This window comes from Brachybacterium sp. GCM10030268 (genome assembly GCF_042666305.1).
Lineage (GTDB): Bacteria > Actinomycetota > Actinomycetes > Actinomycetales > Dermabacteraceae > Brachybacterium.
Genome location: NZ_JBHTCW010000001.1, coordinates 126897 through 139049, shown reverse-complemented (window position 1 = coordinate 139049; position 12153 = coordinate 126897). Strand labels below are relative to the sequence as shown.

At 72.9% G+C, this 12153-nt stretch carries 12 protein-coding genes and 1 riboswitch; of the genes, 3 read left to right on the top strand and 9 right to left on the bottom strand.

Annotated elements, in window-relative coordinates; genetic code table 11:
• Positions 1 to 7: 7 nt before the first annotated feature.
• The 5 genes from ACFQRD_RS00665 to ACFQRD_RS00645 all read right to left on the bottom strand — a co-directional run bounded on the left by ACFQRD_RS00665 (position 8) and on the right by ACFQRD_RS00645 (position 6381).
• The gene (locus ACFQRD_RS00665; protein ID WP_377803262.1) at positions 8 to 2104 is read right to left on the bottom strand and encodes an ATP-binding cassette domain-containing protein; all 2097 of its coding nucleotides are present in this window, start codon (positions 2102 to 2104) and stop codon (positions 8 to 10) included.
• A gap of 10 nt (positions 2105 to 2114) precedes the next feature.
• Positions 2115 to 2696 carry an ECF transporter S component gene (locus ACFQRD_RS00660; protein WP_377019119.1) on the bottom strand — a complete coding sequence of 194 codons (582 nt, stop codon included), beginning with the start codon at positions 2694 to 2696 and terminating at the stop codon, positions 2115 to 2117.
• 46 nt (positions 2697 to 2742) lie between these two features.
• Positions 2743 to 2850, bottom strand: a riboswitch (TPP riboswitch).
• A 34-nt stretch (positions 2851 to 2884) separates the two neighbouring features.
• The gene (locus ACFQRD_RS00655) at positions 2885 to 3451 is read right to left on the bottom strand and encodes a glycosyltransferase (protein WP_377803261.1); all 567 of its coding nucleotides are present in this window, start codon (positions 3449 to 3451) and stop codon (positions 2885 to 2887) included.
• A 19-nt stretch (positions 3452 to 3470) separates the two neighbouring features.
• The gene (locus tag ACFQRD_RS00650; RefSeq protein ID WP_377803260.1) at positions 3471 to 5516 is read right to left on the bottom strand and encodes a M13 family metallopeptidase; all 2046 of its coding nucleotides are present in this window, start codon (positions 5514 to 5516) and stop codon (positions 3471 to 3473) included.
• A gap of 49 nt (positions 5517 to 5565) precedes the next feature.
• On the bottom strand, positions 5566 to 6381 hold the full coding sequence (locus ACFQRD_RS00645; RefSeq protein ID WP_377019122.1) for a hypothetical protein: 816 nt from the start codon (positions 6379 to 6381) through the stop codon (positions 5566 to 5568).
• Between the two features lie 73 nt (positions 6382 to 6454).
• Here ACFQRD_RS00645 and ACFQRD_RS00640 point away from each other — a divergent pair, with 73 nt between their 5' ends.
• Positions 6455 to 7513 carry an ADP-ribosylglycohydrolase family protein gene (locus ACFQRD_RS00640; protein WP_377803259.1) on the top strand — a complete coding sequence of 353 codons (1059 nt, stop codon included), beginning with the start codon at positions 6455 to 6457 and terminating at the stop codon, positions 7511 to 7513.
• 2 nt (positions 7514 to 7515) lie between these two features.
• Entirely contained in the window at positions 7516 to 8238 is a 723-nt protein-coding gene (locus tag ACFQRD_RS00635; RefSeq protein WP_377803258.1) for an endonuclease/exonuclease/phosphatase family protein, read from the top strand.
• A 29-nt stretch (positions 8239 to 8267) separates the two neighbouring features.
• On the opposite strand, the gene ACFQRD_RS00630 is transcribed toward ACFQRD_RS00635, so the two are convergent.
• Both ACFQRD_RS00630 and ACFQRD_RS00625 read right to left on the bottom strand, forming a co-directional pair.
• The gene (locus tag ACFQRD_RS00630; RefSeq protein WP_377803257.1) at positions 8268 to 9074 is read right to left on the bottom strand and encodes a PIG-L family deacetylase; all 807 of its coding nucleotides are present in this window, start codon (positions 9072 to 9074) and stop codon (positions 8268 to 8270) included.
• Positions 9071 to 10312 (bottom strand): glycosyltransferase, encoded by a 1242-nt coding sequence (locus ACFQRD_RS00625; RefSeq protein ID WP_377803256.1) that lies wholly within the window; start codon positions 10310 to 10312, stop codon positions 9071 to 9073. Before ACFQRD_RS00625 ends, ACFQRD_RS00630 begins: the two co-directional genes overlap by 4 nt.
• A gap of 115 nt (positions 10313 to 10427) precedes the next feature.
• Between ACFQRD_RS00625 and ACFQRD_RS00620 the strand changes: the two genes are divergently transcribed.
• On the top strand, positions 10428 to 11027 hold the full coding sequence (locus tag ACFQRD_RS00620; RefSeq protein WP_377019128.1) for a class I SAM-dependent methyltransferase: 600 nt from the start codon (positions 10428 to 10430) through the stop codon (positions 11025 to 11027).
• Between the two features lie 18 nt (positions 11028 to 11045).
• Here the strand turns inward: ACFQRD_RS00620 and ACFQRD_RS00615 are convergent, their stop codons facing one another.
• Positions 11046 to 11666 carry an FAD-dependent monooxygenase gene (locus ACFQRD_RS00615; protein WP_377803255.1) on the bottom strand — a complete coding sequence of 207 codons (621 nt, stop codon included), beginning with the start codon at positions 11664 to 11666 and terminating at the stop codon, positions 11046 to 11048.
• Complete coding sequence (locus ACFQRD_RS00610; RefSeq protein WP_377803254.1) at positions 11663 to 12139, bottom strand: FAD-dependent oxidoreductase; 477 nt, start codon at positions 12137 to 12139, stop codon at positions 11663 to 11665. Before ACFQRD_RS00610 ends, ACFQRD_RS00615 begins: the two co-directional genes overlap by 4 nt.
• Positions 12140 to 12153 lie beyond the last annotated feature (14 nt).

Here is a 12153-nt window from a genome sequence, read left to right as displayed (position 1 = left end):
TGCCAGGCTAGACCAGCAGCTCCGCGATCGCGGGCCAGATCAGCAGCGCCGCCGCGATCGCCGCGCCGAGCACGTCGGCCGGCCCGAACCGGCTGGGTTCGGCCCAGGTGCGCCGCGTCGCGGTCGCGAAGCCGCGGGCATCCATCGCCAGCGCCTGCTGCTCGGCGCTGCGCAGGGTGTCGACCAGCAGGGCGAACGTCGCCCCGGCCAGCAGCCGCGGCGAGGCGGCCGTGCCCAGCCCGCGCTGGATCCGGGTGCGCAGGATGATCTCCCACTGCCGCCCGAGGTGCCCGACCCGTACCAGCGCGACCACGGAGGCCGCGACCGGCCTGGCGGGCAGTCTCAGCCGGCCTCCGAGGGCGTCGCCGAGGGCGGTCACCTCCACGCTGCCCAGGGCCAGCACCCCCGGCGCGACGAACATCATGATCCGGGCCGCCTCCTTCAGCCCCAGCAGCCAGGCGTCCCCGGACAGCGCCGGCGCGTCCCCCAGCAGGGCGGTGGTCCAGGCCAGCCCGGCGGCCGAGAGCAGGATCGGGGTCAGCCGCAGCGCCGCGCCGCGCAGCGTGCGCACCGCCAGTGGGCCCAGCAGCACCAGCGGCAGCAGCGCGAGCAGACCGCCCTGCCAGGTCTGGACCGCGAACGAGCCGATGGCGGCGAGGATCCCGATCAGGCAGAGGGTCAGCGGGTTCAGGGCGTCGGCCGGGATCCGGCGGCGCGGCGGGGGAGGAACCCCGTGCTCTGAACCCGGCAGCTCGATCCGGTGATCGGCCCGGGCGATGAGCTCGGGGTCGTGGGTCGCGGCCAGCACCGCGCCGCCGCGCGCGGCGGCCTCCTCGAGCAGGTCCAGCACGGCGCCGCGGCGGCGCGCGTCCAGCCCGACCGTCGGCTCGTCGAGGACCAGCAGGTCGGGCTGCTGGGCGAGGGCGGCCGCGAGTGCGGTGCGGCGCTGCTCCCCGCCGGAGAGCCGATAGGGGTTGGCCCCGGCGAGATGGGCGAGGCCGGCGCGCTCCAGGAGCTCGTCCGCGAGGTGCTCGTCGTCGGCCCACGGAGAGGCCAGCAGCTCCTCGCGCACGGTGGCGGCGACGAACGAGTGCTCCGGATCCTGGGGGACGACGGCGATGCGCTCGCGATCCGGGCGCCGGACGCTGCCGGTCGCGGGGCGCATCGCCCCCAGCAGGGCGCGGACGACGGTCGTCTTGCCGGCGCCGCTGGGCCCGGTCAGCACCGTCAGCTGCCCGGCCCGCGCCTCCAGGCCGACGGGGATCGTGACGCCCCGGCGCGGCACGGTGACCTCATCGAGGGAGGCGACCACCGTCCCGGGATCGCTCCCGCTCGGACGCCGCGGAGACGGCCCGGCATCCGGCGGCACCTGCCGCCCCGCCAGCACTCCGGCCTCCTCGAGCAGATCGCTCTGGGCGGCCAGCACCGTCCGCGGGTCCCCGTCGGCGAGGATCCGGGCCTGCTCGCCGAGGACCACCAGACGGTCCACGTGATCCAGCCAGGGCTCGACCCGGTGCTCCGCGACGACCAGGGTGCGGCCCTCGGCGCTGGCCAGGATCGCTGAGCGCACCTGCTGGGCGGTCTCGGCGTCGAGCATGCTCGTGGGTTCGTCCAGCAGCAGCATGTCCGGGCCGAGCGCGAGGGCGCCGGCCAGGGCGATGCGCTGCTGCTGCCCGCCGGAGGCCTCCAGCGGGCCGCGCGAGGGCTCCAGGTCCACCTGCGCGGCATCCAGCGCCGCCGCGGCCCGCCGGTGGACCTCCGGCCGGGGCAGGGCCGCGTTCTCGGGCCCGAAGGCGGCATCGCGGCCCACGGTCGCGGCCACCAGCGCGTGCGCGGGATTCTGCAGCAGCAGGCCGCGCTCTCCGGGCCGGGACGAGACCGCCATGTGCCCCGAGAGCTCGCCGGCCTCCTCATCGAGAAGACCGGCGAGGGCGCGCAGCACCGTCGATTTCCCGCTGCCGCTCGCGCCGGCGAGCAGCACGCGCTGACCGGCGGGGATGCTCAGGTCGAGGTCGGCGACCGTCGGCTCCCGCCGCGAGTTCGGGCGCCAGCTGAGCCGGGACAGCGCAAGCGCGGCCCCGGCGGCGGATTCCCTGGTTCTCACGCCGCAGTCCTCACGCCGCGGCGGCGCGGGCGTGCTCCCGTCCCGCGGCGAGCGAATCCACCGCGCCGGTGGCCACCAGGGCACGGGTCGCGGCCCAGCCCAGGCCGCCGCCCAGCGCGGCGCCGGAGACGAGGAAGAACCCGAGCAGGATGAGGGCGAAGGGCCAGCTCATCTCGGGGTAGTAGGCGAAGCGCTCCCAGATCCATTCCAGACCGCCGGCGAGGACTCCGCCGAGGACGGCCACCGGCAGCGTGAAGCGGCGGTACGCGGTCAGCGCGACGGCGAGCTCGACGCCGCCGCCCTGCAGCAGGCCGGAGACCACGGTGCCCCAGCCCCACTGGCCGCCCAGCAGCATCTCGAGGCATGCCGCGATCATCTCGGCCAGCAGCGCCGCGCCGGGCTTGCGGACGATCAGGGCGGCGAGGACGGCGGGCAGGAACCAGATGCCCACCAGCAGACCCTCGGCGGGGCGGAACGCCATCGTCAGCGGGCTGATCAGGGTGTAGAGCTGGCCGTACCCCAGGAACGCGACGCCGAAGGCTGCCCCGATCATGACGGTGACCAGCAGATCAATGGTGCGAAAGCGTGTCATCACTTCTCCTTCCTCTCACGGAAGGGGCGCACGGCATCATCGATGCCGCACGGATATCCCGACTCCCTACGCCGGTGTGAACCGGATCAGGTTCGAGGGTCTGCGCAGGTTCGCGCACTCTCAGCACCCCGTTGGTGCTCCCCTGTCAGTGGATGACCAGCACTCAGGATACTCCCTCGGCGGTGGCGTCAGCGCCGCGCCCGGATCGCCTGGTCGATGGCCGCGGCCGTCGCCTCGGGGTCCTCGGGCGTCAGCAGATACCCGGTGCCCTCGCGGCCGACGATCTCGACCATGGTCCCCGGCCGGGTGACGACCATGCGGTAGGACTGCCGCGTCTCACCGCCGGTCAGCAGCTTCCGGTCGCCGACGGGCCGCAGCTCCTCGGGCCGGGCGGGGATCACCATGCCGCGGCGCCATCCGTAGCCGCCGAGGCTCGCCCCGACGGCAGGCTGCGGCACGATGCGGTACTGGACGGTGCGGAAGCCGGCCAGCGGCCACGTCGGGCGCGGGAGGAACCCGCCGAGGCTCACCGTGAGGCCGCGGTCGTCGACGATGAAGCGCGTGTGCTGGCCCATCCAGGTCCACAGCGCCAGCAGGGCGAACACCCCGGCGGTCGGCGGCACGGCGGCCACGAGGCCGCGCTGGGCCAGCACCAGCGCCAGGACCGCACCGAACAGCAGGGTCAGGGCGATGCGGGTCCACCCGACCCAGGAGGGCCTGGTGGTGCCGACGTAGAACGGCGCCTCGGGCCTCACGGGATCCTCACCGTCGTGCTCACCAGATCGACACCCGCTCCTCGGGGGCGCGGTACATCCCGTCGCCCTCGCGCACGCCGAAGGCGCTGTGGAACTCGTCGAGATGGCCGGCGACCGTGTTGCAGCGGAACTCCATCGGCGCGTGCGGGTCCACCGCGAGCCGGCGGATCGCCTCCTGCGTGCGGTTCTTGCCCCGCCACACCGTCGCCCAGGACAGGAAGATGCGCTGCAGACCGGTGTACCCGTCCAGTTCGGCCGCGGCCTCCTCGGCGGACCTGCTGGCCAGGTACGCCTTCACGGCGATGGAGAGACCGCCGAGGTCGCCGATGTTCTCGCCGATGGTGAGGGCGCCGTTGACGCGGTGGGAGTCGTCGAGGTCGCGCGGGGAGAGCTCGGAATACTGGGCGATGAGGGTGGCGGCGCGGTCGTCGAAGGCCTGACGGTCCTCGGCCGTCCACCAGGTGACCAGGTTGCCGTCCCCGTCGTACTTCGAGCCCTGGTCGTCGAAGCCGTGGCCGACCTCGTGGCCGATGACCGCGCCGATGCCGCCGAAGTTCACGGCGTCCTCCGCCTCGCCGTCGAAGAACGGCGGCTGCAGGATGGCGGCGGGGAAGACGATCTCGTTGCGCCCGGGGTTGTAGTAGGCGTTGACCGTCTGCGGCGTCATGTGCCACTCGGTCTCGTCGATGGGGCCGCCGACCTTGGCGTACTCGTAGTCGGCGTCGAAGCGGCGTGCGGCGCGCGCGGTGGCGACCAGGTCGCCGGGGACCACCTCGAGCCCGTCGTACTCGCGCCAGCGCTCGGGGTAGCCGATCTTGGGTGTGAACTTCTCGAGCTTGGCCAGCGCCTTCTCCCGGGTGGCCGGCGTCATCCACTCCAGGGTCCCGATCGAGCTGCGGTAGGCCTCCAGCAGAGCATCGACCAGGGCGGTCATGCGCTCCTTGTGGGCCGGCGGGAAGTGGCGGTCGACGTACTCGCGGCCGACGGCGAAGCCCACGGCGCCCTCGACGAAAGCGACGCCGCGCTTCCAGCGCTCGCGCAGCTCCTCGGCGCCGGAGAGCACCTTCCCGAAGAAGGCGAAGTCCTCCTCGACGATGGCCGCGGGCAGGTAGGGGGCGTACGAGGAGACGGCGTGGAGGGCCAGCCAGGTGCGCAGCACGGCGAGGTCCTCGCCGGCCAGCAGCTCGGCAGCGGCGGAGACGAACTCGGGCTGGCCGACCGAGACCACGTCGAAGACCGATTCCGGGGCGCCGGTGCCCTCGATGTAGGCGGTCCAGGGGAAGGCCGGGGCCAGCTCGCGGCGCTGCGCCTCGTCCATCGGGTTGTAGGACTTCTCGCGGTCGCGCAGGCGCACGACGTCGACGTGGCATCCGGCCAGGCGGGTCTCGAAGTCCATCACCGCGGTGGCCTGTGCGTCCGCATCGCCCTCGACCAGGCCCTCGCGGCCGGGCAGGCCGGTCAGGCGGGCGAGAGCGGCCAGGTGCTCGGTGTAGGCCTCGCGGATCTGCCCGTAGTGCTCCTCGCGGTAGTAGGACTCATCCGGCAGGCCGAGCCCGCCCTGATGCAGTTTGACCTGGTAGCTGGAGGAATCGTGGTCGTCGGTCCACACGTAGGCCAGCAGGGCGCTCGCGCCCGAATCCGGGGCGGCCATGGTGCGGGTGATGGCCTCGAGGTCGTCGGCCGCGGTGATGGCGCTCAGCATGTCCTCGAGGGGCGCGGTACCGGCCGCCTCGATCGCCTCGGTGTCCATGAACATGCGGTACAGCGCGCCGACGCGGCCGCGGTCGGTGACGGGTGCTCCCTCGGCGGCCCCGTCCCCGGTCCCCGCCGCCTGCTCGACCTCTGCCGCCGCCTGCTCGACGATCTCCCGCACCCGCTCCTCGGAGAGGTCGCGCAGCTGATGGAAGGCTCCGTCGCTGGAGCGGTCCGCCGGGATCCGGTGCTCGCGCAGCCATCGCCCGTTGACGTGGCCGAAGAGGTCGTCCTGGAGGCGGATGCCCGGATCGACCTGGTCGAGGACGAGGCCGGAGTTCGCGGTGGTCTCGGACGAGGGGGCAGTGGTCATCATCGCTCCTGCGGGATCGGACGGAGGGGACAGGTGTGGGGGTGCGCCGTCAGGGGGTCGCCAGACCCAGCGAGGCGAGGGCGAGGGTCAGCAGACCGATCACGAGTGGGGCGTACGCCCAGGGGGACCGGGAGCGCTGCGCCGGCGGCCGGCGCTGGATGACCAGGGTGGACAGGCCCGAGCCGACGGAGAGGACCGCGGTGCCGATGGCGAGGACCGGGGACATGATCACCAGTGCGGTCGCTCCCACCTGGAAGGCGACGGTGCCGATCACGTCCAGCAGCCGCATGATCACGGTGGAGCGGGCGCCGACGCGTCCTGCGAGCAGCGTCGAGACGGCGTCCTCGGACCATTGCGAGGGGCGCGCGATGCGGCGACGGGTCGCGACCGTCTGCACCGTGGCCAGGGCCAGCCACACGATGGCTGCGCCCGCGCCGACCCACACGCCGAGCTCGGCGCGGATGTCCGCCGGCCACAGCAGCATCGCCAGCAGCACCGCGGCCACGCGCAGCACCTCCTCGATCGTGCTGCGCACCGCGAGCAGCCCTGGGTTCACGGCCAGCTGCCGGCGGGTGCGCGCGACGAACAGGCTGGTCGCGACCAGGGCGAGCAGGTGCGAGGCGCCCAGGGCGACGCCCAGCAGGAGCACCACGGGGCTGGTGGGGGCCAGCGGCAGGATCGCCAGGAGCAGGACCACCCCGAGCACGGGGATGATCAGGGCGAGGATCGAGTAGCCCTGGACCAGGCCGCGCACCAGGTCGGCGCCTGTGGGCGGGTGGTCGTGGCCGGTGTGGTCGTGCGGGTCGGCGCAGGCCTGCTCCGCGGGCTGGCCCGTGGTGCCGGGGCGGCCGGAGGTGTCGGTCATGGAACTCCTTCGAAGTCCCTCTCAGGGTAGCGGGGCTCAGGAACCATTCCGGTCGGTGTGGAACGATGTGAGCGTGAGGACCGACGCTGCTGAGACCAGGGGACCAGGGTTGACCCCGGTGCAGCGCCAGCGCGCCATCGGTTCCGTGGTGGCGGCGGCCACGGGAGACGCTCTCGGCGCCCCGTACGAGTTCCACGCTCCGGTGGTGGCCTCCGAGGACATCGGCATGATCGGTGGCGGAGTGCTGGGCTGGCAACCGGGGGAGTGGACCGACGACACGTCCATGGCGATCGTGGTGCTGGAGGCGGCGATCTCCGCGTCGGACGGGCACGATCTGCGCATCGAATCCGCTCAAGATCACATCGCCCGCGAGTGGTACTCCTGGTCGCTGGGCACACCGGATATCGGCACGCTCACCTCGACGGTGGTGCGTCGCGCCGCAGACCTGGCGTGGGCGGACGGTCACTACGCGCCCAGGGCGGCGGACTTCCGCGCCGCGGCGGCCGGTGCGCACGAGGAGCTCCCGGCCAATGCCGGCAACGGGTCGCTGATGCGCACCCACGTCGCGGTCCTGCCCTACCTGCTCTCGTCCGACGACGACGTGGCCGACGCGATCGACGTGGTGTGCCGGCTCACACACGTCCATCCCGATGCCACCGAGGCCTGCATGCTGTGGGGCTTCGCGGTGCGCCACGCGATCCTCACCGGGGAGCTCGACGTGCGCCGCGGCCTGTCCCGGCTGGACGACGAGCGCCGGGCGCTGTGGATCGACCGCATCGAGGAGGCCGAGGCCGGGACCCCCGTCTCGTTCCGGCGCAACGGCTGGGTCGTCGGTGCGTTCCAGGCGGCGTGGTCCGCGATCACCGTGGTCAGCCCGATCCCGCAGGGCAAGTTCGACCAGCGCGACGCCATGGTCGCCGCCCTGGATGCGGCGGCCCGCGCCGGGTACGACACGGACACCGTCGCCTGCATCACCGGCGCCCTGCTCGGGGCCGCGCTGGGGCCGAAGTCGGTGCCGCCGGAATGGCGGCGCATGCTCTTCGGCTGGCCCGGCTACGAGGTCGACGAACTGATCGGCCTGGTCGACCAGGTGCTCGAGCCGATGCTCGCCCCTGCCGGCGAGGAGAACTGATCGTGTCGGAGCGAGGCTGGGATCTGCGCATCCTCAGCTGGAACCTGTGGGAGCTCCGGGGCGACCTGCGGGCCGCGATCGAGGCGATCGTCGACCTCGAGCCCGACGTGCTGCTGATGCAGGAAGCGCCGCGGTTCGTGCTGCCGACGGCGCGGCTGGCCTGGTTCGCCGGGCAGACCGGACTGCGCGTCCTGGTCGGCGGCGCGGGCGGCCGGGGGCTGGCGATCCTGGCGAGCGACGAGATCGCCCGGCAGGTGATCCGGCGCGGCGCCCATCCCGTCGCCCAGCGGCTGAGCGATCTGAACTCGACCTACCCGCGTGGGGTGGCCGCCGTGCGGCTCTCGGTGCCCGGTGGCGGCGCGGTCGTCGTCTCCTCCACGCACCTCGCGCTGCAGGAGGAGAACCGCATCGCCCACGCCGAGCACCTCAGTGCGCTGGTGCGCGGGGCGGGCGCGCCGGTGATCGTCGGCGGCGATCTGAACGAGACGGCCGACGGTGCGGCCCGCCGCCTCCTCGCGCCGGTGCTGGGGGACCCTGCGGAGCCCTCGGAGCTCACCTTCCCGGCGGCCCGTCCGCTCCGACGGATCGACGCGGTGATGACCACGCCCGCGGTGCAGGTGCGCCGAGCCGAGGCGGTCACCTCGACGCAGCGGGTCCCCGCGGAGCGTCTGGCCGGCGCCTCCGACCATCTGCCGACGCTGCTGGACGTGACGGTCCGGGGCTGAGCGGCCGGGGGTCGCTGCGCCGATCCCGGTCACCGCACCGGGTGCAGACCCGTCCGCAGCGCGATGAGGTCGTCCTGGCCGCCGACATGACGGATCGCCACGCCGTTCTCGTCTCGGCCGACCACGGTGAGCTGGGTGCGGTAGGCGTCGATCGCGCGATGCACGGCAGCGCCCGTCCCGGGATGCTCCCGCCAGGAGATCCCGGTCTTCTCACCATCGGTCTCCTCACCAGCGGACTCCTCACCGGCGGGCCGCTCACCGCTGGCGACCTCCACGAACGGGATCCCCGTGCGCCGGCAGGCCTCGAGCGTCACGTGGTGGGCGTGGACGTGGTCGGGGTGCCCGTACGAGCCGTCGTCGTCGTACCCGATCACGACATCGGGACGGATGTGCTCGAGGAGGGCCACCAGATCGGTCACCGCGTCCTCGAGGGGGCGATGCGTGAAGCTCGTCGGCCCCGCCGTGTCGGACGGGCCGGCGAGCCCGTCACGCACCCACTGCATCCCCGAGTCGCGATACCTGCGTGGTGCGGCACCGGCGGCGAGGGCCGGAGCCGTGCCGAGCATGTGCCGTTCGGCGACGCCGAGCGCGTTCGTGGCGGCGTCGATCTCCGTCTGACGGATCTCTTCGAGGGAACGGGGATCGTCCGCGGCGACGGAGCCCGGCACGATCTCGCCCTCCTCGCCGCGGGTCGCGGTCACCAGCACCACCCGGGTGCCGGCGGCGGCGAGGGAGGCGATCAGGGCGCCGGTCGAGAGGGACTCGTCGTCCGGGTGGGCGTGGACGGCGAGCACCGTCCCGGCGTCGTCGAGGAGCTGCCACGGATCCCGCGTCATGCCGACTCCCCGCCGGAGGGATGATTATCCGCGCCGTCGCGGCCGACGATGCGCGCGTACAGCGCCGCCAGGGCCTGGGCCCCGCTCTCCCAGGTCCGGGTGGCCGCGAAGTCGCGAGCGGACCGCACGGCGTTCGCATATCCGTCGGCGTCGCCGAGCAGTGACTGCACGGCCTCCGCCCAGACATCGGGATCCCGGCTGCTCAGCACCACGCCGCCGGGGCCGACGGCTTCCTGGACCCCGCCTGCACAGCGCCAGGCGACGACCGGGGTCCCGCTGGCCTGCGCCTCGAGGGCGACCAGCCCGAAGGTCTCGGACCAGCTCGTCAGCAGCAGCGCGCCGGCACAGCGCATCGCCTCGGCCAGCTCGTCGCGACCCATCGACCCGGCGAACTCCACGCGGTCGGCGACACCGAGCTCCTCCGCACGGTTCTCGAGCTCGCTGAGGTACTCCTCGAAGTCCTGGGAGGCACCCCCGGCGAGGAGGAGGCGCGCATCGAGCGCGGGGTCGAGGTGCGCGAGCACCTCGAGGGCGTGATCGGGTGCCTTGAGCGGCTGCAGGCGTCCGGTGAACAGCAGCGTCGGACGGTGGCGCCGCTCCTCCAGCGAGGAGCACGGACGGAAACGGTCCACGTCCACGCCCGGCCGGATCACGGCGAGCCGGTCCCCGGTGACGCCGTAGCGCTCGCCGATGGTGCGCGCTTCCGCTTCGGAGACGGAGACGACGAGGTCCGAGCCGTCGGCGACGAAGCGCTCACCCGGGATGCGGCCTGCGGATTCCGCGGGCTCCCCGGCGTCGAGGCTCTCAGCGTCCTCGGGGGCCGCCACGGAGTGGAAGGACTGCAGGTGCGGCACGCCCAGCTCGCGCGCGACGGGCAGGGCGGCGACCCCGCTGAACCAGTGATGGGAGTGGACGAGGTCCCAGGTCCCGGTGGCGAGGCTCCGGTGCAGGGCGTCCCGGAAGGGGGCGATCGCCTGCTCCATGTCGCTCTTGGCGAGGGGAGCGGCCGGGCCGGCGTCGAGATGGTGCAGCCGGACGCCGTCGGCGACCTCGATCACGGCCGGGGCCTCCGGGTCGCTGCGGCGGGTGAAGAGGTCGACCTGGTGGCCGAGGCGCGCGAGCGCCAGCGCCTGTTCGAGGACGACGACGTTCATCCCCCCGGCATCGGCACCACCGGGATCCTCCAGAGGCGAGGTGTGCAGAGAGATCGCGGCGACGCGCAGCGGAGCGACAGGCATGCCAGCCATCCTAAGCGGCGGAAAGAATAGGCCGTTGTTCGCCCATGACGAAACAAAGGGCGTCCTGGGTCACGGGAAGTTGAAACGGCGATCAGCATCATAGAGCCTGAGGGCCATGGATACGGCGGAGAAGGTTGATTGGGCGGCACTCAATGCCCATGCGGCGGGCCGTCCTGCCCGCCGGCTCGTGGCGAACGCGATCGCGGCGGCCGGCGGTGATCGGCACCGTGGGGTCGTCCTGGATCTCGGCGCAGGCGCCGGGGCCGACTCGCTGCAGTTCGCGCGCCGTGGGTGGACGGTGCATGCCTACGACACCGATGACACCCTGGCCGGTCGTCTCGTGGAGAACGAACGCATGCCCGGCTCGGTGCACTTTCACCACACCGACATCGCGGCGGTCGAGGAGTTCCCTCGCGCCCAGATCGTCTACTCGACCTACACGCTGGGTCTACTCGGGCCGACGGCCCTGCCCACGACCTGGGCGAAGCTCGTCGACGCCCTTCCGCGCGGGGGCGTGATGGCGGTCGACATGTTCGGCACCAATGACACGTGGGCCGAGCGCTCCGATATCGCGACTCTCCCGCTCGAGGAGATCGATGCGATGTTCCGCGGCTTCCAGATCATCGACCGCACGGTTCGCGACGAGGACGGCCGCTTCCTGGCCGACAAGAAGCACTGGCACGTCATCACGACGCTGGCTCGGAAACTGGGCTGAGCTGGTTCCGGGGCGTCCCTAGGGCGCCCGGACCGTCCTGACTTCTGCAGCTGACCTCAGCAGGCGATCGCGCAGACCTGCTCGTTCGTCCATCATCGCCAGCCGCATCATGGCCCCGGAAGCCAGCCGCCAGCAATGGCCGGCGAGAGCACGGCGCAGCGCGTAAGTGCGCAGTGCCTGCGAAAGCTCCCGCGGCGGCGGGGACGCTGTTGCACCGGATGCTGTCGAACTGAGTGTGGTCGGCCGGTCGCGAATCGACGCGGCAAGAGCCTCCGCGTCCCGCAGGGCGGTATGTGCGCCGTGGCCGAGGTTCGGCGCCATCGCGTGAGCCGCGTCGCCGATGAGCACCACGTTCTCCCGCACCGGATGGACGTGCGGCGCTGTGTGGATTCCATGGACCAGGGTCTGGCCAGGGCGCGCGGCCGCCAGGACGGCGTCGATCGGGTCGCGATGCCCGCCGACGGTCGCGGCCAGGTGCTCCAGATCCTCGCTGACCGACGCGGTGCGATGCTCGGGAAGACAAGCGAACCAGTTCGTGCGGTGACCGGCGATCGGCGTGATGCCGAACAGCCACCCGCCGCCCCAGGTCTCGGAGATCTCCGGGGGAGAGATATCCGCGATGCCGCGCAGTACGGTCATGTGGTGGCTGCGGGCGGCGGTGCGGCCGCCCACCCCGATCGCCGCACCAGGGAGTGGACGCCGTCGGCGCCGACGAGCAGATCGGCGCCTTCGCGCAGCGGACGCACGTCCTCGATCCGCCGCCGGACCAACCGGACCGTGTCCGGGACGGCGTGCTGGAGAGTCCGCACCAGGTGGGAGCGGGAGACCAGGAGTGCCTCGCCGGCAGGGAGCGAGGCCACTGCACGACCGTCGACGCCACGGATGGTGCCGGCGAGCGGCGCGGTGGAGCCGGCCTGGACGGCCTCGAGCACTCCGATGCGTGCCAGCACGCGCTGCGCCGAGCCGAACAGACCGAGCGCAGTGCCGATCGGCGGAGCGTCGAATCGTTCGTCGATGAGTTCGACGTGGTGTCCGTCCTCGGCGAGTGCGATCGACGCTGCCAGCCCGGCCACGCCGGCGCCGAGGATCCGCACCGTGAGCGGGGAGTGCATGTCTCGTCCTCCAT